This is a genomic window from Shewanella surugensis (genome assembly GCF_023284005.1).
In the GTDB taxonomy this organism is placed as follows: Bacteria; Pseudomonadota; Gammaproteobacteria; order Enterobacterales; family Shewanellaceae; genus Shewanella; species Shewanella surugensis.
The window spans coordinates 1-22,881 of record NZ_JAKIKS010000005.1; the positions used below are offsets into that span (position 1 = coordinate 1).

The following is a 22,881-nucleotide window of genomic DNA, read 5'->3' on the forward strand; positions in this document are numbered from 1 at the left end:
TGTATGGGACAAACTCTTAGGGTCTCGCATAGGTTGCTCTCCTGTCTTTTGGTCGAGACTTGAGCCTACCTATACCGCGGTATAGGTGAAACCTATGCGAGTCACCCCGGCTCTGCCGGGGGTTTACCGTTTGTTAATTAGTTTTGTTATCCTGTACTGAGTCCTCATCGGTACCCGTTAGGCCTACGAAGTTATTCGCTTGATTCTCATTCTCTAGACTTTGAGCGTACTGTTCCCAATGTTCCTCTAACGGCCACAAACGGTAGTCATTACATTGACCTCCTCCTTCCACAGTTTCCGCCGCTAAATATTCGAGCTCGTCGGTACCACCCGCCGCCCTTTTCGTATCCGGACACGAAAAACGGCTCACTATACCCACCGGGACGGTAAACGTTTTATCACTATTAAAATAAGTGCCATGCCCGCGGCAGACATATGGTTTCACGGAGGTTTCAATTTTCAGTTTTTCCGCCATTTTACTTTTTTTCGTTTCAGGAACTTTGTGCTTTAGATATTGATTAAACAACCCATTCGCATCTGGGTCCTTATGGAGGTCCTCTTCTGGGCCTTTTCTGAAAACCCCCGATAATGCAGGAAGTAGTAACTTAACGGCCGCTTGCACGTCCATTTGCTTTCTTATTGCCGAGTCAGTTTCTAACTTCTTAAATATGGGATATATATGGGTCTGTGTAAATATTCCTTTCAAACCCTGCGTGTTTTGTTCTTTGATGAGTTCTGGTATTTCTAAGTGTTGTTGATCCGCCTCTATCTTCAGTGCATCAAGTAGATTCGCTAGGCCGCCCGGTGTATAGTTCACCCTTTGTATAATGGCGTTTTCTCGCCCTAAAGTTGCAGGCCGATTATCCACAAATCCGAAACATTGCTTTAAATTACTTTTTGTCCGAACAGTAGAATTAACTATCGATCTACTTTTATTCTCTTTCGGTTGCATCTGCAGTGCTTTAGCACCTAGTACATCGGCCTCTTTTTCCAATCCTGCATTATCATTGATTGCCATGCCCCCGACTGTGCTGGTGAGGTTGACTCGGCCTTGGGCTTGTTGGACAACATGACCGAGTTCATGGGGTAAATGTTTTTCTTGGCCAGCGCCTAGATGAATTTCATGACCTTGGGCATAAGCATGAGCCTGCACCGCCGCAGGTTTAGCCGAGTTATAATGCACCTTGACATGATTTAAATTGATGCCCGATAAACTTTCCATGCCGCTTTTTAAGTTATCGGGTAGGCCAGTATTATTGTTAGTATTCGTGTCGGCTTTTTGAATAGCCGGTTTGGCCACACGATTATCGGCCATGGATTGTCGCTGTACCATACGCGCAGCTTGTGGACTATTATTAGCCATCTAAGATCTCTTGGTACTTTCTTTGCAACGCGGCTTCAGGTCGATTATCAATGAATGAATGCTTAAGCGGACTCTTTTTCTGGGAAAATTTATTGTTAAGGGAATGGCTTTGACTCTGTGGATCCTTATTCACGTACTTATGCATAACTTTCCTTGTCATTCGCATGAATAGTGTGATGAGACTATTCTAAATATAGTCAAAATTTTGAACTTTTATTGAAAACCGCAGGCCCTGCTCAAGCATCTTATTTTCGACTGTCTCTTCTCGACCCCCAATTCCGGCCCCGGTCGTCTTTATTCATGCTCACACTTGATTAAGCGTTCGGTGCAAGCACTTGCTGGCCATTCAGACTGCTTCCAACAAAAAGAGTGATCATCCTTCAATACTAAATCCCAAAGAAACATCTCACCATTGTCTGTTTTTTGAATTTCATTGACCTCTCATGCGAAAATATGTCCGTAGATATTTATCACCCTCGGCTAAAATGGCAATTTGTACTGCTCCAAAGCCGTTCCCTCAAGTCTGGGTCTCACTCACATCAATCAAATTTAGCCTCTGTCAAACTCGCATCAAATTATTTCACTATAAAACCCTAAGCTAAAAAACAAATCACTTTATTACTTATAATAACAACTAATTATGCTATCAATGATCTAATCAAACTATTACCCATTCAGACTAAAGTCACGGTCGAAAGAAATAAAACAATGCTTAACATATTTTTGGTGACAGGAAACCGTTAGGTAGAATGTAGGTAGCTATATATAAATAGGGCTACTCACGGAAAGTGCAGTACCCATCATAGCGGTGGTATCGCACTCTCAACTCAGTGACTTTTAAAACCTAAGGCTAGAAGAACAAAAGTTAATTAAGTCATCATGGATGACCACATAGTAGAGTAGTGACGGTATAGTCATAAAGATAGTGATCGTTAGTTTCCTGCAAGCCGGTCCTATATTGATCGCTTACATTACAACAGAGTCAATATAGCAGCGGCCTTAGTTAACGTAGTATCATCCTTTGCAAAGCAAAAACGTAAGTACTTTTTTTCTATAGGTTGCTTGGCAAACACCGAGATAGGGATCGCGGCAATCCCAGCCTCCACCGTTAATGTTTTGGCGTAATCCACATCCCCCTGCTCACTAATATTACTGTATTCCAGTAATTGAAAATACGTCCCCTGCGATGGAACTAAGGTAAACTTTGAGTTTGCTAGTAATCGACAAAACAAATCTCTTTTTTGCTGATAAAAACGAGGTAAATTTAAATAATGTTGCGGATCGCTTTTCATAAAATCAGCTAACCCATACTGTAAAGGCGTAGTTATATCGAAAGTCACAAATTGATGCACCTTTCGAAATTCACTCGTCAAAATTGGAGGCGCGATACAATAACCGACTCTCCAGCCCGTCACGTGATAAGTTTTTCCAAATGAAAATACAACAAAACATCGCTGATATAAATCGGGATACCTGAGCACACTTTGGTGTGATTGCTGATCAAAAATAATATGCTCATAAACCTCATCCGATAACACAAATAAATCATTTTTATCTACTATTTGAGATAACTGCTGCAGATCGTCTGCTGTGAGTACGGCACCTGTCGGGTTATGCGGGCTATTAATGATGATAAGACGCGTTCTGGAGTTAACGGATTGCCTAACCGCTTCCCAGTCAATATGATAATCAGGCGTGATCAGCGGCAAATGCACCGCTTTCCCTCCCGCTAAAATAATCGCAGGCTCATAACTATAACTCGGATCAAAAACGATCACTTCATCACCGAGTTTAATGACGGTTTGAATAGCACAAAATAAAGCCTCAGTCGCACCCGAGGTAATTGTTACCTCCTCAGCAGCATTGAGCGTTAAATGATATAAATTATCCACCTTAGCGGCTATTTGTTGCTGCAATATAGGCAGTCCCGCCATAGGGGCATATTGATTATCACCTCGTTTCATGTAAAAGTTAACCCGTTCAATCAACGAAGCAGGACAAGTAAAATCAGGAAAACCTTGAGAAAGATTAATCGCGTTATGTTCATTAGCCAATTGTGTCATCACAGAAAAAATAGTTGGACCGACATGGGGTAACTTACTCTTCAATGATACATTCATGCATACTCTCCTTCGGTAAATTGGCGTTACTGTCGGTATATTGATTTGATTTATAAAATAAAAACCAGCCATTGTTAATGAATATATTTAAAGGTTATGTCGCTTTACCCTGCTGACGATGAAAATGAAACAGAGTAATTACTGACATTGAGCTGTGAACTGAATAATTAAAAAATAATAATAGTGATGAAATGATGGAATTTATCTCAGCTTGACAACTTTGTCTCTTCATGACTCCAATCGAATTATTTCACTACAAAACCATAATATAAAAAACAAATTACTTTTAATTACAGATAATTACCCCATCAATAATCATTACTCAAGGTATTTCCCATTCAGACTAACATCACTTTAAAGAAACCATTGGCAATCTGGCCGTGTCACAAGAAATGGGACCCTTACTTCAGCCCGCCAATGCCAAAAAACACAGAATGTTCTAAAACTATAGACTTAAAACAAACAGCTTATGTTTTTGTTGTGCTTATTCTTATGATTAATGGCTTTTTCCCACGCCACTTAGCCTTTGCGCTTAGATCCTGTAACTGCCAACTATAAAAATGAGTATAAACAGCCGTGTTGGTGTTCACTAACATTTTTGCCCATGTTTATTAATATGTTATATAAATTTAAGTATTAGCCTTCTAGCATTAGTCCTAAAAGACCAAGCCTAAAATACTATTTGAATATCAGCAATTATAATGTAGGTAGCTATATGTAAATATGGCCACTCACGGAAAGGCGGCACTGTCGCATCAATAATATCGGTGATGAACGGGTCCTTAACATGGCTGTTTTAGCTTTAATGGCGTTAGTCGCCAACAAATATGATGACAACAAGCACAAAAATAGCTTAAAAACTGAAAAATTCGTTATACTACGGCTGATTAGTCCGTCTTCTCTTGCCCATGTCGGTATATAATTAATGCCGTTATTGCTGTTGCTTTTGATAACGAACTTAGATCCATTTTTTCACTATCGGTGTGGGCACCACTGCCACTGACACCCAAGCCATCGATAGCATCAACATAGGGGGCAATAAAGTTAATATCGGCAGCCCCTCTGGCCATGGGATTAATCGCAGTCACCGCCTCCATACCTAAAGCAACAACTAACTGATTATATTGACGTAGTAATTGCTGGCTGCCCGCCGTTTCAGCCATCGCGGGTATGATATCGGTAAAAGTCACTTTAGCAGTGGTTTGCGGTAAATGCTCACTGACAATACGCGAAATCATATTCCGCGCTTCAACCAATTGTGTCGCCGAAATAAAGCGTAAATCGCCAGAAGCCACGGCCTCATCTGCCACCACTGTTTTTTTCCCTTTTACCAGCACCTCTTGCATAATATCCTCTACATCCAAGCGATTCCCCCCTGCCACGAGTCCCGGATTAATGGTTAAATAATCAATGCTGCTCAACCGCTCTGACATCATATGTAAGATACGTGAAACCTCATAAATCGCACCAAAGCCCACTTGGGAATTAAAGACCTTAGAGGAATGTGCCGTCTTCCCTTTTACCGTTAATTCCCATACGCTAATCCCCCGCCGAGATAAGGTCAGTGTTCCTGCTTCATTCCATTCAAACCCCAGCGCAATGTCAGCCGCTTTCGCCAATGTCACTAAAGGGGCTCGACTCTGCATACTGGGTTTTCCGCTATTTTCCTCATCGCCCATTAACGCTACGGCAATACATTGGTGTTTAAGTTCGCCAGTATCCGCTAACGCTTTCAAAGCATATAAGATCACCAGATCACCGCCTTTCATGTCTAATACACCCGGTCCTGAGACCCAATGGCCATCACGAGTGAAAGACTGAAATGCATCTATTTTTGAAAAAACCGTGTCTAAATGACCTAAAAGTAACACACACGATTTATTCTCAGCGGAAAAGTAAGATTTTTTATTCGGGTAATAGGCGAACAAATGCCCTGCTCGCTTCATCGATTGAGGCAATGAAATCCATTCACTACTAAACCCTAAGCGGTGTAATTGCTGCTGAAAAAACGCTCCAACCCGTTGTACTCCCGCGGTATTGAATGTACCACTGTTGATATTGACAATTTTTTCAAGATCTTCAACGGCCGCCACGTCATTATTATTGACTTGCTCGACGATACGTCGTTCAACAGCATTCAAAGCGCTTGACGAAGAAGTGCGAACCAGAGACGCATAGGAAACAGGCTCGGTTATCACCTCTCCTGCACGGTCTACTTGTGCCGTAGCATTCGTCAATACAGAAAAAAACATCAAAGACAACAATAAACAACGCCACACAAACCTCATAATAAACCTTTTAATTAACCACGATTCCATGAGTATACCGTCTCCTAAAGCCGCTTAATTTTATTCATTTTTACACTTGATTAAGCGTTGGGTGCAAATACCTTCAGGCCATTCATATTGTTTCCAATAAAAAGATTGATCATCCTTCAATACTAACTCCCAAAGAAACATTTCTCCATTGTCTGTTTTTTTAATTTCTATTCTGGTCAAACATAATCGGACACCTGATTTTGTCATTTTTAATCATGGAAGGTAGGGTGTGATCATTCATGATCGTCACTGTATTGTTATACCATTTTGATTAAATCAGTGACCATTTAGACAGCGCTAGGCGATATTGAAATCAACATTCCCAAAGTGAAAGACAGAAAAAAGGAAGGAATTACATTCAGTTGCCACTTAATTCCGCCCACTCTAAAACGAACAAAAGCATTGAAGAGTTGATCTCATGGCTATATTTTACGGGGTATTTCAACGGGTGATAGGCAACCCGTGTTAGTCTCGCTATATAGGAGAGCAAGTAAAAAGATTATCAATGAAGTCGCATCGCTAACTTGACCACTGAATATGAAGTTGACTACATCAGATATAAACCCTAAATGGTTGCTCTGGATCCGTCATTTCTTGTGCATTAATATTGGCGATCAGCAGATCGCTAAACGCCTCCTCTATCTGCGCTATTCTTTCTCTCAGCTCTGTCAATATGAATCTTCTGTTTGCAAATGTGACATCAATAATATCAGTGATCTGGCCCACACCGGGGATGTTACTAAGCATAATATTTGAGGTTTCGACTACAGCCGCGTTAAATATTTCCTCTGTATCTTCTCGTACTGCCATCATAGCCCTGTCTTGATCCCTTTCAATCTCGCTCAGTCTCTCTTCAGTATAACTTGGTTCTTGCTGTTGATATCGCTCGAGATTTGTAGGACCAGTCATGGTTTCAGCAATCACTCCTCCTAGGCTCGATGTCGTATTACGAACGACAGCGGTAACAACAATTTCAGCCACATCTCTTAAAGTATGCTCCGAAAGCTGAGAGGCAAAATGGACGATGGCAGCCGCACCACCATGACTTAACATGCTCGCAAATGCGCCACCCAAGCCTAATGACATGGCCGCACTATACATTCTCACCGCTTGTCCATGTACCCTAGTGATATTAGGATGAGTCACTGGATTTAATTCATCTTTCATGGCGATGAGTTGATACTGCAACTCTGTTAGGCGTTGCGCCATCACTTGAGTCCCTTGTGGAGAAATACGTAAGTCTTGGGGAGGCATACTTAAGTCTTGAGGAAATCCAGCCTCCGTAGAATACCTTGTACGCAGTTCTATCGAAATAGAACTGCCAGCATGACTCTTATTCCTTGATGAGTCATTTCTCATGTCATGTAATTGCGGTGGCAGTCTTTGCACGCTATTTCCGTAAGTTCTACGTGCTTGTTGATAGCTCCATATATCATCAGCCATATGCAAAGAATGAGAAAAATCTCGTAAACAAGGATCTAAAGGGGGAACTGAATTTATATCGACTAAATGATCACCTGCTGCCTTTTGTTTTGTATTTGGGCCAATGACGGACTGCTGCAAAAGGCCATGTCCTTCTGTACTTGCCACGGTATTCGCTCTCGGTAACACCGTTGTAATGTTAAGACTCTCTGATGACAATGGGGTAAAACGTGTCACTCTGACCATAATGTTATCCTTTGTTTATTAATACCCTAGATCTCAGCAATAAGCGACTTACCTTATTTTATTTTTCTGACCTCTAAAATAATAAAGGCTAAAAATAAATTGATTTGCTTTATATTAATCAAGCCAAATAATCCCTACATAAGATAAATTGACATGCCTATTTTTATAGAGAAAAATGAATTATAAACCCATCAATAAAAAGTGATAAACGAGTAAATTATTAGGGGCTGTTGATCGTTCATAGTTAAATTAAATAATCATGACCCATTATGAAATCGATTACCGTTAGTTAGTGTAATACTGAGAGTCATTTATAAATAAAACATAGTCCTAATTTAAACACGCGCGGTGATACAAGTGATACATTAAAACCAATAAACTACTCGCAACAACACTAAAGTATAAATAAAAATCCACAAACAAATAATTTAACAACATAAATAAAACAACAAAGCCACCAATAATGAAATTAATATTTAACAAATTCTCATTAATTGCAGCACTATGCCCGTAATACTTCAAGATGCCATTAGAAACCATTAACGAATTATTTGCCAATAAAGAGTGATATGACATTGATACCAACCAAAACCAAAACCAGCTATTACCGACGGCTTTATATCGCTTATCTGATTGATACAGGAGTGAGTACTGTACCTCAAATTATGCTAGAAACAGGCATGCCAAGAAGAACAATACAAGATACGATTAAATCTTTATCTGAAATAGATATTATCTGTGTTTTCATTGGGGCGACCAAAGATGGCCACTACGAAATCACCCATTGGGGTGCCATTAATCAAAAGTGGATAACAAACAACTTACAGCACATAATAACCGTGCTGTAGTATATTTAACCATTACGTTTAACCCGCTAGATCCTGCATCGTCATATGGCTTAGGTATAGCTCCGTTTAAAGCCTATTTTATGCCGATGATAAATTAACGATGACCGTTGGATCCGATCAATAGCCATAGAGAGAGCAGTGTTGGAAAGCACTGCCCAATATACCAGAAGCTGATGAGCTTAATTTGCTGGTGACGTGAATACAAGCATTTGAACATCCTCCCAAGACTCGCATAAAAATTAGAATGTAGGTAGCTTTATTAGACAAATGTTAACCATGCTAACACCATTCGAAAAAATCGCTGCGTTTCGGCATTGTTTTAACTGATGTCAAACAATCATATTGTTAGGCGGATGATGGTTAACGGTCGCTGCAAAATTCCTTTTAAAACTTGAGCATTAATCTCGTTAACACCACCAGCCAAAGTATGAGGTTAGACCAATAGCCTATTAATATTAAAATAGTTAATGGTTTATTCAGCTCTGTTATTAACGTTCTCAATCGATACAGGTAAATTAAATACCCTATTCTAGTGATAACAAAAAGCGACGAGACATATTTAATCCATTCAATATGGCCAAAATGAGCCAGTAAGGCCTCACATACAATTTGAATAAATAAAACGATTAAAAATAAGGCTATATTGACGTTTATCGCTTTGCTCTTCCAACGATCCTGATGCCTATTTTGACACCAAAGCTGCTGTAAACACAGCAAAGGCAATGCAATCGAGATAATAAATGCAACGGTAAAAATTGACATAAACGTCTCTTGTTACGCTCGTTGTAAATCACAAAAAACAACAATATCATATTATTATAGATTAAAGAAGGTCACTCATTTAAGGATAGTTCCCTATGTTCACAATCTGTTCATCCGACTGATTTTAATACTTAATACTTAATATTTGATAATGATAGTGGAGGAATGACTAAACAAAAACTCAGCTTAACAATAATAACATGCCTATCGCTAATAATATCAATCTAGAAACACTCAGTAATGGTAATATCAGTATCGATGACCGCTATGGAGGCCATGCTTTGGGTTATATTACAGGGGGATCCACGGACGCTAACCCATGACCCCTAACTGTAGTGATACAAACAATTTGACCACCAAGTTAGAGGTTGATATTTTGACCTCACTATCCCGAATTCAGGTTAAACTAGAATCTGATCGACAAACCTGCCCCACCGCCATAGCTGGAATTGTAATTAATGGTCGCACTCACCCTTCGTGTTAACCAATAATTCAAGCCAACTCCCCATTCCTGTTTTGAGTAAGAATCATATTGGTAATCGGTAATTAAATTTAGACGGTCCGTAATTTGAAAAGGACGACTCAGCTGAGTGCGTACATTCCCTCTGTCATCAACCCAATTTAAACTCCCTATGGCGAAAGGCAGTAGGTAATAAAAACCCACAACACCCCGATTTTCATGGTCGGGAAAATCAGTACTGGCATTAACACCCCCAAAAAGAGAGAAATAACGATTAAAATAACGATAATAACCTGCAGTTACATCATATGATTTATTCCAATCATATTGCCAATTGAGTGCCACCGTATTACGGGTATTACTCGACTGTAATAACCCTTCAGTCATCTGACTGTAAAAACCTGCATTAGACCAAGTATACCAAGGATCTTTAAACGCCTTATCACGTTCAGCCATCACATCTGGGGCCACTTCAGTACCTTCATAATGGACAATTCGCTCCATACCGACAGCCATATGGTATAAATTGTGGCAATGGAAGAACCAATCTTTCTCTTCATCCGCTGCAAATTCAATCACAGTGGTGTGCATAGGGGCCACATCAACCGTATGTTTTAACGTTGAATACTCACCTTGATCAGTCACCACTCGGAAAAAATGACCGTGTAAATGCATCGGATGACGCATCATGGTTTTATTCACCAATTTAATACGCACATTCTCACCTTTCTTAATGGGAATGTACGCATCTTCAGCCAAGGTTTTGCCATTAAAGGTCCAAATATAGCGTTCCATATCACCGGTTAAATTAAGAGTTATGTTACGCCAAGGTCGGTTTGCTTTCAGTAATGTGCTCTGAGGCGAATGTAACTTGCCATAAGGGGCTCCCGGACGCTGCTCAAGACTTCCGCCAGTAAACTCATTAGCTTTCATCGACGACATCGAGTCCATCTTCTTCATCGCTGGCATCGATGTTTTATCTTTGTTATTAACCTTAGGCTGAACTTTTTCAACCACTTTAGCATTACTCTTCTGCTTCATCGCGATCATAGCATTGGTCATATCGACACTAAGCTGATAAATATCAGGTTGTTCAATCGCTGTCGCCGCGGTGGCGACCCCCTTATAGTCCCCTATCCAAGTTGAGGTAAAGCCCGTGCCATCAAAAGATGTTGCCCTAAATTCATATTGACCCGTTTTAGGTAATGTCACCAGAAAATCATAACTTTCAGCTATTGACATCAGCACCTTATCTAATTTAACTGGCGTAATATCTAATCCATCAGCGGCAATCACCGTTAACGGCCCACCAGCATAATTAAGATAGAAATAAGAGGATGAGCTGGTATTAACCACTCTGAGCCTGATAATTTCTCCAGGTTTTCCGGCCACTTTCCAATTCTTTTTGCCATTGGTAATAAAGGCATCGTAACCCACATCAGACAAGTCAGAATCGAGGACATTATAAAAATTACGTTTAACTACATTGCCAAAAGTCCCCGTTTCTAGTGCGCCGACAATGGTTTGCATCTGATTTTTTTTCAAAGGGAAATAACTGCTATTTCGCTTTAACGTCCGTAAAGTGGTACTCGGATCATCATCATTCCAATCGCCAATACTCAATACCACATCTCGAGGGGCATCAGCAGGTTCATTTTTAGGCTTAATGACAATCGTGCCTTTGAGGCCATATTGCTCTTGTAAACCAAAGTGAGAGTGATACCAATAGGTGCCTGATTGAATCAGAGGAAACTTATAAATCGCCGTTTCTCCAGCTGGAATAGGTAAAGTGGTAACGTAAGGCACCCCATCGACCGCATTCGGAACCAAGAGTCCATGCCAATGAACAATGGCGGGAATAGGCATCGTATTAGTGACTTCCATCACTGCCGTATCACCTTCAGTAAAAAACAAAGTCGGCCCCGGCATTTGACCATTAATCGTAATGGCACTCACTTCCTTGCCAGTAATATTAATGGGATTTTTCTCTATTTTTAATTTATAAACGACTTCTTTTGCAACGCTTTGGGATTGAACACTTAAGATTAACAACATCAGAGACAAAAAGATAAGCAACTGATTTTTAATTTTTATTATCATAGTGAGTATTCTCACTCCTTAAATTTAACGGGTGCTAGTCATACATCCTTGTTTTAAGCATACGAATAAAAAAACTTTTTAGCTCTATTATTATCCATTAGGTTTTCAATAAGATTAACAAAAGAAACCCAAGTTACACATTAAAATGGAAAGAGATAATCAATAAACGATTCAGTCTCTCCCATAGGAAACATAATGGAAGTAATTAACACCCAATAACCACCAATGACAAACATCATAGATATATAATTAACTAATTATTCTTATACTTAAACAGTATTTCAATCATTAAAGCCTAGAATATGTTGATCTTGCCTGGTGAAAGACCGTTCGAAATAAAAGCGTTTTAATCACGGCGTAGGTTGGGCCGGTTAAGTTTTTGGTAAGCCTATCCTTATCTAAACGCTTAACTTTTTATTAACATGTTACGTATCGAGCTGCATGGATAATGGGCCCATTATTCCCTATTCTTTTCATTCAACCTTGGAGCTACAAAAGTTGACGTCACAGCTGCCAGTACTGTCATCTATTGGACCGATATAGACACCGGAACTCTCCAACGCGCCAATATTGATGGCTCTAATATCCAGAGCTCGTCACAGGAATGCTCAATCCCCCGCGGCCTCGAGATCGACGGGATACACCGTGAGCTCTATTGGGTCGATGATGTCAGCGTTCAACGAGTAAACCTTGATGGCGCCGCGCTGAGCTTTCCCTCTTTTCCGAATACGCTACGATGCGCCTTCGCTATCAGTCCGAGCCACGGTCAAATGTACTTCATCGATACGGTCTCTGAGCTATGGATCCGCACGGGTCTAGGAAGTCGCACCGGAGTAATTTGAGGTTGACCCAAATTCAACATCTCAATACGGCCGAATATTATTATCTTTAATAACGTCTTAAAATCAAACAGCTTCAATACACTCATACATTGAAGCTATTAATACAACTAAGCCGTTAGAGAAACGTGTATTTAAGGAGGTAATAGTTGATTAAACTTGCGATTGGCCAACATTCTTTCAAGCCCTGACATATTTCTAACACTGTAATTGATCATTCGCTCAGCGGTTGCTGTTCGACGCCCATGACTATCCCGTAACGGCATGGAAGCCTCATATTCACCCACCCCCAGTATGGCAATTTTACCTAATTTAATCGTACCGTCATCTGGGTTACCGTTTTCATCATACACTCGATCATGTTCGAGTACAGCAGGAGCTACATTGCCACTCATCAAGCCTCGCAATAATTCAATCGTATTCCTAAGCTGCTGACTTTCTTCATTTGAAAGCGGTCTTTGATCGGTATCTAATTCAACTTGTAATTTTTGAATTCGCTGAAAAAGCTGCCTTTGAACACCTTGAATATCCTCTGCTGAAATAGGTAAATCTTCATCCACCATAGTCCAAAAATTTTCAGCATTGGGGCTTGCCACTAAGGCCTCTATTTTGGCCTTAAAGGCTGTGTATTCAACATCAACACTGGCTAACTTTACATCAATTGCCGCTGACATCGCAGCCACCGACTCATTCACAAGCTGAGTTTTAAATTCAGGAGTAAAATGGTCAAATTCATCCTGATATTTTGCCCAAAATATCTCTCTATATCGCTCAATGTCTTCATCATCAAGGCTTTCAGGATCGTCAATATTAAATTCTGCACAAAACTTGGCAAACATATAATGATCTAATACATCTTCTTCATCACCTGCTTCTTCCTCTAAATTATCTCTAATAAATACCCTCAGCTCATGACCCGACAAATAAGCAATATTTCGAGAATATATGCTTTCAGCTTCAGACTCGAAGAACGCCCTTAAGGTTTCATCAGCCTCAGCCGAATAAAACTTTTGCTCAGCAAGCATCAAAGCTATGAACCTCATATTGTCCATCACCTGTGGCAAGGCTGTTGGTACTGCGCCGTATTTAGGCCAAGCATAAGCGCCAACAGAATCACCCGCAATAAAATTAAAAACATTAATTTTAGGGCATTTAAGCAATGTCTTATTAATGATTTCACTCATGATCCCTTGACCTTGATTACGATCGAGTAAACGGATATGCTCAACCGACATCACGCTACCTTGTTGCGGATCTTGGCTGATATTGAGCCTCATGACGAAATCAGGATCATGACGATCTTTTACCTCAATGGTTAATTGTCCTATCTCTGGCTGATCAACCGTTACCGTTAATGCTCTTTGCTTATCAGGATCAATGATTTTTCGGATCGTTGCGCTAAAAGTTTGAATAGAGCAGCCCATCAGCTCAACATCTTGCCCCACAGGCGCATTCATCTCTAATGAAAAACCCCCTCTTTGCGCAAATTGAGGTATCGCAGGCTCGACATTCTGCGTATTTTGTTGCTCGATTAAGGATAGATTGGCTAAGGGCATGACTTCTCTTCGATGCTCAACAATATGATCAGCCGGTGTTTTTGGTAACCCTTGTAGTGCCGCTTTCACCGCAGGATCCTCAGGGACCGTATCCAAACAGGCTCTGAACTGAGTATTTAAATAACTTGTCAGCTGATCTGTTCGTGTTTCAGCCGAGAAGCCCCGATCAACTAAGTCCATAATAGCGGTAAAAAAGCGTGCAACAATATTTTTATCTTGCCAGCCATCACGGATCACTTCAAATGAAGCCATTGTTTCATTAATGGATACATTATAGCGATTGTTCCCCACTAAAATCGTATTACCGCTCCCATCAAAAATATCAGTGATGGCTTTATTTTGATTCATATCATCATTAATCGCATTAATGTGATTCAAAATCATCAATGTCATTGTTAACTGCCTTTATTCTATCAACTTCATTTAATCATTTAAACTAAGACTTGTAATCTAGGCCTAGCATGAGAATTTGGCTGACTTGATTGAAATACCGTCTCATCCCCTAATAAATAACGATCCCACAGCTCCAGTTCAGCGATCAATTGATTAATATTGTCCATCACATAGCCTAACGGCTTATCTAATAAGGTCACCTTTTTATACACTGATATACGCTGAGTATTAGGCAATATTCCCACACCTAGCCCCTCATTTAAAGGAGACATTGCTCGCTCCCCTAATTGCATCAATAATGCATGACTCCCCTTTTCAGGAATGTCTGTTTGCCCCATCATAATTAAGCTTAAACTCACCTGTTGAACATGTTTATAAACAAACAAGTTTAATCCAGAACCGCCGTCCTCACCTTTAAGCGTACAGGTAAAACAGCCCTCATGATTAAAGTGAATATCCACATTTAACGCGGCTAAACTTTGCTCAAAAATATCCATACTGTTCTCGCTACAGCTTATTTAATAACATACAATAAGAAGAATAAATCTAATTGAAAATAACTATTAAGCTGTAAATAGTTTATTAAGGGCATTATTAGCAACTTGGCGTTGTAAGAAATTCATATTTCTTTGGGTATAGTTAATCATTCTATCGGCCGTCGCCGTTTTCCGTCCATTAAGATCACGTAACGGCATGGAAGCCTCATAATTCCCGGCGCTAAGAACCGCTAATTTTCCTAATTTAATGTGTCCAGTCCCCTTAGAGCTAGCTATACCATCATGTTTTAATACTGAATCATCAATATCAGGCATTGATTGCTTTACTATCCCATTTCGCATGCGAAGCAAAACATTATGATAATTTTGCGCTGAAATAGTCATGTCTTCATCGACGAGCGCCCAAAAATTCTCAGTACTATGGTGACTGGCTAATTGCTCTAATTTTGCTTTCATCGGTGCAAACTCTTGAGTAACTTTAGCTTCTAATTTCGCAATTTCCTGATCTAACACGGCCCATATTTCAGCTTGTTCCCCGCTTTCAATAGCGGTAAATAATTGAGGTAATTCTAATTTCAACTCTTTTAGATACTCATAAATTTCATCTTCATAGTTAGTCATAACACTGCTACCATACTTACTTTCTAGCTCTTGCACCGACATACCATTCACAACCTCTCCATATTGTAAACGATATTCATCCCTAAACTGCTCCTCAAAATGCATATAAGCTTTCTCTTCAAGCATAAAATCTATAAGTTCTAAGTTGTTCTCCACCAATGCTTGCCTAAACCCTACCAGCTCATATAAATCTGCACCAAAGAGGGCCATCACGCTATTGTTACTCGTCGCTGCACTATTGAGATAAGCCGCACCATGGTTCTCTCGCCATTCGCTATAAACTTGATCTCGTATTTTTTGCTCCGCAAATGCTAAGGCCAAAGGCTGCATTTTCGCCATCACTACTGGAATATCTGTTGGTACGGCGCCGTATTTGGGCCAAGCATAAGGACCAACAGCATCTCCTGCTGTAAAGTTAATTACATTGACTTTCGGACAGCTTTGCAAAGTATTATTAATGATTTTACTCATTATCCCTTGCCCTTGATTTTGCTCAATTAACTTAATATAACCAATGTGCATCACTCCGCCTTTTTCAGGAACATGAGTCGCATCGATCCTCATAGTAAAGTCAGGGTTAGCATGATCATGAACACTAATCTCTATTTTTCGATTTGTTTTACTAGTAACATCTATCGCTAGCTCTCTCTGGTTATTAGGATCTAATATTCCCTTAATCACATCACAGTATTCTTTTATCGAACACCCCATTAACTTATGATCTAACCCTTCTGGAATATCAATCTTTAATTCAGGGATCCTCCCTGAATCTGTCTCAAATAATCGTTCTGACACATATGTAAAACGTGCAGATATTAATGGCTCATTGACTTGCGGCTGTACTTCATTATGCTCCATGGGCTCTTGAGTTAATGCTCTATCACTCTCTATGCTTTCTCTGAGTAAAGAATCATCGACTTGACTTAATAACCGCTCTCGAAAATGTGTTGTATCTGACAATAGTGGAGTGGGTAATACCGCCTCAGCCGTTTCTAGTGTGGTTATTGATGGATAAGCACCGTTGCTAATAGATAAACTCAAGCTTTCTTTTTGCGGAGCGACAATATGTCTTCTCGGTATCAATGCTAATATTGTCAGCACCTCAGGATCATCTGAATTTATGCATGCTTTAAAGTTATTATTTAAATAAGCAGTTAACTGCTCAGTGCGGGTTTCAGCCGAAAAGCCACGATCGAACAAATCCATAATCGCAATAAAAAAGCATGCCACTGCATTTTTATCTTGCCAGCCATCACGGGTGACTTCAAACTCACCACGCTCTTCATTAATAACAACACTGTAATTATTACCACTCACAGATATGTTATTATCGGTGTCAAAAACTTCCGTTATTTCCCGTTTCTGATTGGCTGTGTCATTAACACGATTAATATGGCTCAACATCATTGATGTCATATAACATCCCCTTACTATGCACTTTGTTAGTTGTAATGCTGCAGGTTTTACTTAGCACCGCAGACTAACTTATTACCAATAAGGCTAATGCATTACTTGTAGGGCGTACTATCACTTTCATACATGATTTCAAGAAATAACATTAACTAACATTAACCAACATTAATTAAGTAAATATTAATGGGTTTAAAAAAAACAATAAAAGTATGTTTTACATCGAATAAAATAACAACACTGTTATTAATTAATATTTATAAATTTAAATACAACTGAATCTTTCAACGTCATCATTTAGATACACTTTATTACACGTGATAAATAATAAAAATATAACTGTTAATGACATTCACATAAATCAAAAAATTAATCATTCATAAATTCAACATGTAAGGGCACCACTGCCATTATGATTCATGCTTATATCACCTATGTTGCCATAATGGCCCGCCCCCAGCATCAGGTTTTTGAGTCTATAGCCATCAAACCCAAGGCACCTCAATCCAAACTCCCCCTCACAACCTTCCTTTTTTAGACAACTGCAGGCTTAACTCACCTTTCCTATTTTCGACTATCTCTTCTCGACGTTCTATTCTGAAGCGGTTCAATTTTATCCTGCTTCTCAATTTCGATCATTGACTGACCTCTACTCCCCCCTTGTTCACATGCCATCGTCGTCAGGCTTTTTAACGCCTGACGCATGAACTTGACTCGCATAAAATAGAATGTAGGGGAAGTTTTACAGTGTAAAACACGCTTTGAGCGACAAATAGGCCAGCTATTTATTCACATAAGAGTTTGACTGGCATTTAAACATGGACGTTGTTGCTATCTATTGAAAATGCGCTAAAATCTCGGCTCGTACTCTATCCCATATGTTAACTTTACCCGCTTGATCGTAAAAAACAGCGCCGTGTGAATGGCCATTATCTGTTTTCATAGCGGCAAAGTGTGCGTCAAACTTACTGATCTCATGCACCTTAAACGCTACAATCTCTAAAAGCGTCAATATCTACCGACTCATCGCTATCCGATTTCAAAACACTATCTTCAGAGTTGATGTCATAACACTAATGACACGAATAACATGAATCACACATCAGTTTAGGTGTTTGATTTATCGATCCATAAGCTGACAATACTGCCTGTTCAACGGTATTGAGATCACACAAAAAACTCCCCTCTGAGAGAGAAAGTGAGCTAAGTACATGGATCATGACGTTTTGATAACAGCACTCACACACGCCATTATTTTTATTCCCATCGTGCTCACTCCGACGATTAATAACAGCCTTAATTCTTGGACCAATAAAATGGTGAAACTCTTGTACTGTCCCTTGAAACGTTGCCATAACTCAATACCTTTCGTTAATATCACAAATGAAACAATCAATAATCATCTATTCAAGGTACTACCCATTCAGACTAAAGTCACCATAAGAAAGAATTGAAAATCTAGCAAAGCCATGAGCTCATGAACGAGGCACGGTGACTTTTGAGCATCGATGTTATCGGCACATTTGTGACTTAAGCGATATGGCGATATGGCGATATGGCGATATGGCGATATGGCGATATGGCGATATGGCGATATAAAATGCTTTATTGATTCTATCAATACCAAAATCTAAACATCACTTTAAAAGGACTAATCTCAAAGCCTGCCGTTGGTATAAAACCATAGGTTTAAGCCAAACCTCCTATGTTTATTGTGATACTCAGTTAACGCTATTTCTTGTCTTTATCAGCTGGGTTTCAAATCGCATTGCTGTTCGTTAAAAATATGTATCTAAACATCCATGTTAGTGGTCACTAACATTTTTTATCTATCTATCATGGCGTTAATACTAAAAGGCTAGTAGTTATGATTAGGCTGTACTGGGTTAAGGCTGGGGAAATAGACTATTTATATACTTGGCATTTGTCTTATTTCATCTAAGACAGCGTTGAGTGCTATGCGGCCAATGCCTTTTTGTTGATGCTTTCTATCCACCATAAAGTGCCATATTGAGATTTTTGATGCAGTTTCTTCCACCCACATGAAAAAACCTACGGGGATATCATCAAGATAAATGGCGCGTGTTGCATAACTCTCATTAAACGCGGCCTCGACTACAGACAACAAAAGTCTCCTGCTCTTTGGTCACCTCTATCTCACAAACAGCTTCATAATTCTCTTTAGTTACAGCACAAAGTGATACTTTCATGACTTCCCAATACCTTCAATGATCCGCATTAATACAAGCGTCTTAAACCACTATCCAGGCAACAGAATACATACTAACCTATTGTTATAAAAGGTTCTGTTTGATTTTTATTGCTATATATCATTTTTGTCATTGTCGCTGTTATGCTTGTTGTTTAATCATGACTTAATCCTCAATATACGATACAGATTCAGCAATCGAGGTTTCACTTAACATGCCGATCCCCAAGACTAAGAACCACAAAATCTGCCCCAGGCCAAAAATAGCGGTCATGAATTCAAACAAGGGCTGAGTTGATAGAAATGACAGCCCAGAAAAGAGCGTGAGCACACCTGAGATCCCCACAAACATCCCCCAATAATGGAGCCAAGGACTGAAAATGTGGCTTTTTAATCCCACATAACTGACCGCTAACACCCAAACGGCACCCACCAGCTCAATCCCCCCACCTAGCGCCTCCACAACAATAGAAAGGGTTCGATGGATCGTCAACGCCTGCTCAGGGTTTAACCCATAATAATGGGTTATCGCGCCTAAGCCGATTAAAAAAATCAAACTACTGGCGAGCACGATCCCCACCCACAGGTAACCCACTGCAGCGGCAAAGATCATCAATTCAGGAAAGGATTGCTTGAACCGTTGGTAGATAGCCTGCACTAAGATGAGTAAGGTAAAACTAAAGACTACCCCGCATACAAGATAACCGATAAAATAACTGTCTCTATTTTGGATCATAAAAAGTAGGTTACGCTGTGCGACATCTAACGTTAACCCATTGATCGCAATGCCGCTAGCCTCATCTACAACATTGGCCTCAAATCCACTCGGATCCAAAATAGTGAAAAATAAAACAAAACCAAATAGATAAATGCTCGCCTCAGCAATGGCCGCTACGCCCCCCCATTTTTGTATCGACATGATTAACGCTCCTTATTAATCTCACAGATTTTTTAATTTATACCAATCGGCGTTAGAGACTTATCGTAAAGGCACAAAATTAAAGACACTGTATCCAACCTTAAACATATCATGGGAGGGATAAATAGATATACCCAAACCAAATGATGATAAACATTCGCCTGGATTTGATTTCACGTAGTAAAAAAACAACCATAGCAGTATGTTACAACAAAATCACTCTATAGTCATAACAGGTAAAATTCAAGTTATAACAGATAGAGGCCAGCAACAATCGTAACACTAGACACTAAAGGATAAGTAAAAAAGGAAAAACGACACATTTAAACATCAGGCCAAATATAGAATTTAAACCGCTTTTCCCATCTTATAATGGGTGAGTTTTTCGCCGCGAATAATGACCTCTTGTTGCTTTAGCACTTGAAAGCCTAAGTGTTTATAAAAAGGTTTAGCGGTAATACTGACATCGGAATAGCAACGTCTGATGCCACACAGCTGACTCTGAGTTAAAATATGCGTCATCAGAGCTTTACCGACGCCTTGACCTTGATATTCATGATGGCAAAAAAAGTGATCGATATAGCCATCAACTTGTAAATCGGCATAACCAACAATCACGCCATTGATTTCAGCAATAAAAGGCTTAATCTTAGCCATTTTTTGCTGCCACACGCCTAAGTCAAACTCATCTGGCGCCCAAGCCGTCACTTGTTTGAGTGAATAATCGCGAATATTCACATGTCTAATGGTATTAAAAAACAGCGCCCAAGTATGGATTGCATCCGTTGGGCAATATTCTCTAATGTGAATAACATGCTTTGTTGCTTGCTTTATTTCATTCATAAAAACGCTTACCTTCAATATTTTAGAATGCTATATGCATAATGGTCAGTCACTCTTTAAATTATTTAAAATCAACATACTATAGAGTAAAACATTAAAAGTACCAATAGATGATGTCAATCAATCAGGGGGATGTTTCAGTTACTATTCAATTCAATTTAATTCAACGAATGCTGAGTCAGCATCGATAATGCGCGATAATATCAGCGGTACTGACAACATCTGCATATTTTGACTGTAATTGTTTAATGGCGAGATCATGAGAGTCTTGCCAACGATCAATCACCGCATCTTCAGCCACTATCGGCCTGTATCCATGCTGTATCGTATCCACTGCCGACATATACACACAGCCGCTCGTTGTCGCCCCCGTTAGAATGAGGGTGTCGACATCATGGCTATTTAAAATACTGACCATATCCGTCCCCAAAAAAACAGATGCGCCTTTTTTACTAATGAGGTGATCCGTTTGAGGCTGAAAATAAACATCATCGGCAATTTCAGCCTCAGTCGAATTAGTTAGCAAGCTCTGTAAACTGGGAATTTTTTGCAGCCAAAGATGATGGGCGATATCTGCAGGTTCAAACGCGATACGACTAAAAATAATCGGATACTGATATGAGCGAGCAAAAGTGATCAGCTGGTTGATTTGGATTTTTTGGGTTGACATGTCCATGCCACGGGGATGACGAGGATCGCTATACCCTTTGGTCACATCACACACCAATAATGCGGGCTTACGGCCAAAGCCCAGCTTATGTCCATAGACGTGATCGACATCTTGACTCATAGCCAGTGCGCCTCCCAGCGCTATTGATTGTTCGATGACGTAAAAACATCGCTTAAGCAGTCAAATAGTACCCATCAACAATAAATACCGCGGTCAGCCTTTGCAAGATGCACATCTATATTCTCTAACGGTAACTCAGTTATAACACCATCAAACCCACCATTACACTGGGGTGAGATAACATTGCTGCATATAGGTATTAATGGCTTTTAATACATGAGTACGATTAATGGTGCCAAGTACACGATTATTTTCAACCACTGGATACACCTTAGGTTTCATGCCTTTCATTTCCTCCGCGACAGCCAAAATACTGGTGTTTGGCGTCATGATCAACACATCAGTGCGCATGCAATCTTCAACGGTGGAAATTAAGTCGCAGTGGTAACTGCTTTCCAGCATCACAGCCAAGCAATCTTGCTGCGTTAAAAAACCCACAATATGTTGATTATGATCGATCACGGCAGCGCCGAGTTTATGATTATCGAGTAACTCATCAACGGCGGTGGCAAGTGACATCTCAGGCCTCAGTAACACAGGCTGCCTATCCATATAATCGCTAACTTTTATTGAATCCATAAATCATCCCCTAAATCATGACTTCATTAATACCCAAACCCATTGAATCCCATATCTTCAACCAGCTTGAATATAAGTTTAGTTAAAGTTTCCACTTATGTTTATGGATTTACATTTAACAAGAAAACGCGTATCAATGATCCTCGAACCATTTAACGGTTACGTCTCCAAACCATCGATATCTAAGCCAATTAAAAATGCATCGTCAATGAGCTTGGGTATAAAGAAAAGCGCCTTACACTAAGGCTGAACAGACACTGACAAAGGCTGTAAAAGTTTGAGTATTAATGCAAGCCCGATAGCTTTTTTTACGCCATACTCTTACATTAAGCCTCTATTATTATTCACTATACGTTATCTTTTGCCTCATAAAGTGATTGAGATAGTGTATGCTATGACTATATCGGAGACACTTGAAGATGCGCGCTTCCAAACCGCTTAACAATTGTGGTTTATATCACGCGTTAAGACGGATCATGACGAACGTCACCTCAGTGTAATCAATGATGAAATGCTAACAAAAAATCAAGTAACAACCCAAATAATAAGAAGTCAATCGCCAGTAAACACCAGACCAGTTCCATGT

General features: G+C 39.8%; 19 protein-coding genes and 1 pseudogene. 3 read left to right on the plus strand and 17 right to left on the minus strand.

The features are described from left to right. Positions 1-133 precede the first annotated feature (133 nt). From L2764_RS02375 to L2764_RS02390, 4 genes are all read right to left on the minus strand, one after another. Entirely contained in the window at positions 134-1,363 is a 1,230-nt protein-coding gene (locus L2764_RS02375; protein WP_248938643.1) for an eCIS core domain-containing protein, read from the minus strand. Next, positions 1,356-1,508, minus strand: a complete 153-nt coding sequence (locus tag L2764_RS02380; RefSeq protein ID WP_248938644.1) for a hypothetical protein — start codon at positions 1,506-1,508, stop codon at positions 1,356-1,358. Before L2764_RS02380 ends, L2764_RS02375 begins: the two co-directional genes overlap by 8 nt. Before the next feature lie 826 nt (positions 1,509-2,334). Beyond that, the gene (locus L2764_RS02385; RefSeq protein ID WP_248938645.1) at positions 2,335-3,483 is read right to left on the minus strand and encodes a methionine aminotransferase; all 1,149 of its coding nucleotides are present in this window, start codon (positions 3,481-3,483) and stop codon (positions 2,335-2,337) included. Positions 3,484-4,370: 887 nt separating this feature from the next. After that, a complete protein-coding gene (locus L2764_RS02390; RefSeq protein ID WP_248938646.1) occupies positions 4,371-5,771 on the minus strand; it encodes a M20/M25/M40 family metallo-hydrolase in 1,401 nt (466 codons plus the stop codon). 321 nt (positions 5,772-6,092) lie between these two features. Here L2764_RS02390 and L2764_RS28120 point away from each other — a divergent pair. Beyond that, positions 6,093-6,278, plus strand: a pseudogene (locus L2764_RS28120) (IS256 family transposase); the annotation flags it as partial. 75 nt (positions 6,279-6,353) lie between these two features. On the opposite strand, the gene L2764_RS02395 reads toward L2764_RS28120, so the two are convergent. Then, positions 6,354-7,469, minus strand: a complete 1,116-nt coding sequence (locus L2764_RS02395; protein WP_248938647.1) for a hypothetical protein — start codon at positions 7,467-7,469, stop codon at positions 6,354-6,356. A 569-nt stretch (positions 7,470-8,038) separates the two neighbouring features. On the opposite strand from L2764_RS02395, the gene L2764_RS02400 reads away from it, so the two are divergent. Beyond that, a complete protein-coding gene (locus L2764_RS02400; RefSeq protein ID WP_248938648.1) occupies positions 8,039-8,317 on the plus strand; it encodes a helix-turn-helix domain-containing protein in 279 nt (92 codons plus the stop codon). A gap of 384 nt (positions 8,318-8,701) precedes the next feature. Here the strand turns inward: L2764_RS02400 and L2764_RS02405 are convergent, their stop codons facing one another. Continuing rightward, complete coding sequence (locus L2764_RS02405) at positions 8,702-9,079, minus strand: hypothetical protein (protein ID WP_248938649.1); 378 nt, start codon at positions 9,077-9,079, stop codon at positions 8,702-8,704. A 200-nt stretch (positions 9,080-9,279) separates the two neighbouring features. Here L2764_RS02405 and L2764_RS27655 point away from each other — a divergent pair, with 200 nt between their 5' ends. Next, positions 9,280-9,402: a hypothetical protein gene (locus L2764_RS27655; protein WP_283106884.1), complete on the plus strand. Its 123-nt coding sequence runs from the start codon at positions 9,280-9,282 to the stop codon at positions 9,400-9,402. An 83-nt stretch (positions 9,403-9,485) separates the two neighbouring features. Here the strand turns inward: L2764_RS27655 and L2764_RS02410 are convergent, their stop codons facing one another. From L2764_RS02410 to L2764_RS02460, 11 genes are all read right to left on the minus strand, one after another. Continuing rightward, on the minus strand, positions 9,486-11,639 hold the full coding sequence (locus tag L2764_RS02410) for a multicopper oxidase domain-containing protein (RefSeq protein WP_248938650.1): 2,154 nt from the start codon (positions 11,637-11,639) through the stop codon (positions 9,486-9,488). A gap of 973 nt (positions 11,640-12,612) precedes the next feature. Then, positions 12,613-14,427 carry a hypothetical protein gene (locus L2764_RS02415; protein ID WP_248938651.1) on the minus strand — a complete coding sequence of 605 codons (1,815 nt, stop codon included), beginning with the start codon at positions 14,425-14,427 and terminating at the stop codon, positions 12,613-12,615. 38 nt (positions 14,428-14,465) lie between these two features. Further along, positions 14,466-14,924 carry a hypothetical protein gene (locus L2764_RS02420; protein WP_248938652.1) on the minus strand — a complete coding sequence of 153 codons (459 nt, stop codon included), beginning with the start codon at positions 14,922-14,924 and terminating at the stop codon, positions 14,466-14,468. A gap of 66 nt (positions 14,925-14,990) precedes the next feature. Then, the gene (locus tag L2764_RS02425) at positions 14,991-16,961 is read right to left on the minus strand and encodes a hypothetical protein (protein WP_248938653.1); all 1,971 of its coding nucleotides are present in this window, start codon (positions 16,959-16,961) and stop codon (positions 14,991-14,993) included. An 829-nt stretch (positions 16,962-17,790) separates the two neighbouring features. Beyond that, positions 17,791-17,967, minus strand: a complete 177-nt coding sequence (locus tag L2764_RS02430; protein ID WP_248938654.1) for a hypothetical protein — start codon at positions 17,965-17,967, stop codon at positions 17,791-17,793. 61 nt (positions 17,968-18,028) lie between these two features. Beyond that, on the minus strand, positions 18,029-18,310 hold the full coding sequence (locus L2764_RS02435) for a hypothetical protein (protein ID WP_248938655.1): 282 nt from the start codon (positions 18,308-18,310) through the stop codon (positions 18,029-18,031). A 554-nt stretch (positions 18,311-18,864) separates the two neighbouring features. Continuing rightward, on the minus strand, positions 18,865-19,080 hold the full coding sequence (locus tag L2764_RS02440) for a GNAT family N-acetyltransferase (protein WP_248938656.1): 216 nt from the start codon (positions 19,078-19,080) through the stop codon (positions 18,865-18,867). A gap of 250 nt (positions 19,081-19,330) precedes the next feature. Beyond that, positions 19,331-20,083, minus strand: coding sequence for a hypothetical protein (locus L2764_RS02445; RefSeq protein ID WP_248938657.1), 753 nt, complete (start codon positions 20,081-20,083; stop codon positions 19,331-19,333). 348 nt (positions 20,084-20,431) lie between these two features. Continuing rightward, positions 20,432-20,926: a GNAT family N-acetyltransferase gene (locus tag L2764_RS02450; RefSeq protein ID WP_248938658.1), complete on the minus strand. Its 495-nt coding sequence runs from the start codon at positions 20,924-20,926 to the stop codon at positions 20,432-20,434. Between the two features lie 178 nt (positions 20,927-21,104). Further along, the gene (locus L2764_RS02455; RefSeq protein ID WP_248938659.1) at positions 21,105-21,716 is read right to left on the minus strand and encodes an isochorismatase family protein; all 612 of its coding nucleotides are present in this window, start codon (positions 21,714-21,716) and stop codon (positions 21,105-21,107) included. A gap of 162 nt (positions 21,717-21,878) precedes the next feature. Then, positions 21,879-22,295 carry a CBS domain-containing protein gene (locus L2764_RS02460; RefSeq protein ID WP_248938660.1) on the minus strand — a complete coding sequence of 139 codons (417 nt, stop codon included), beginning with the start codon at positions 22,293-22,295 and terminating at the stop codon, positions 21,879-21,881. Positions 22,296-22,881 lie beyond the last annotated feature (586 nt).

Excerpts from the sequence above, each read along its gene's own strand:
- L2764_RS02405 (WP_248938649.1), bottom strand. The coding sequence starts at position 9,079 with ATGTCAATTTTTACCGTTGCATTTATTATCTCGATTGCATTGCCTTTG.
- L2764_RS02455 (WP_248938659.1), bottom strand. The coding sequence starts at position 21,716 with ATGAGTCAAGATGTCGATCACGTCTATGGACATAAGCTGGGCTTTGGC.
- L2764_RS02420 (WP_248938652.1), bottom strand. The coding sequence starts at position 14,924 with ATGGATATTTTTGAGCAAAGTTTAGCCGCGTTAAATGTGGATATTCAC.
- L2764_RS02395 (WP_248938647.1), bottom strand. The coding sequence starts at position 7,469 with ATGGTCAGAGTGACACGTTTTACCCCATTGTCATCAGAGAGTCTTAAC.
- L2764_RS02400 (WP_248938648.1), top strand. The coding sequence starts at position 8,039 with ATGACATTGATACCAACCAAAACCAAAACCAGCTATTACCGACGGCTT.
- L2764_RS02425 (WP_248938653.1), bottom strand. The coding sequence starts at position 16,961 with ATGACATCAATGATGTTGAGCCATATTAATCGTGTTAATGACACAGCC.
- L2764_RS02435 (WP_248938655.1), bottom strand. The coding sequence starts at position 18,310 with ATGGCAACGTTTCAAGGGACAGTACAAGAGTTTCACCATTTTATTGGT.
- L2764_RS02380 (WP_248938644.1), bottom strand. The coding sequence starts at position 1,508 with ATGCATAAGTACGTGAATAAGGATCCACAGAGTCAAAGCCATTCCCTT.
- L2764_RS02415 (WP_248938651.1), bottom strand. The coding sequence starts at position 14,427 with ATGACATTGATGATTTTGAATCACATTAATGCGATTAATGATGATATG.
- L2764_RS02390 (WP_248938646.1), bottom strand. The coding sequence starts at position 5,771 with ATGAGGTTTGTGTGGCGTTGTTTATTGTTGTCTTTGATGTTTTTTTCT.
- L2764_RS02445 (WP_248938657.1), bottom strand. The coding sequence starts at position 20,083 with ATGTCGATACAAAAATGGGGGGGCGTAGCGGCCATTGCTGAGGCGAGC.
- L2764_RS02385 (WP_248938645.1), bottom strand. The coding sequence starts at position 3,483 with ATGAATGTATCATTGAAGAGTAAGTTACCCCATGTCGGTCCAACTATT.
- L2764_RS02460 (WP_248938660.1), bottom strand. The coding sequence starts at position 22,295 with ATGGATTCAATAAAAGTTAGCGATTATATGGATAGGCAGCCTGTGTTA.
- L2764_RS27655 (WP_283106884.1), top strand. The coding sequence starts at position 9,280 with ATGCCTATCGCTAATAATATCAATCTAGAAACACTCAGTAATGGTAAT.
- L2764_RS02375 (WP_248938643.1), bottom strand. The coding sequence starts at position 1,363 with ATGGCTAATAATAGTCCACAAGCTGCGCGTATGGTACAGCGACAATCC.
- L2764_RS02450 (WP_248938658.1), bottom strand. The coding sequence starts at position 20,926 with ATGAATGAAATAAAGCAAGCAACAAAGCATGTTATTCACATTAGAGAA.
- L2764_RS02410 (WP_248938650.1), bottom strand. The coding sequence starts at position 11,639 with ATGATAATAAAAATTAAAAATCAGTTGCTTATCTTTTTGTCTCTGATG.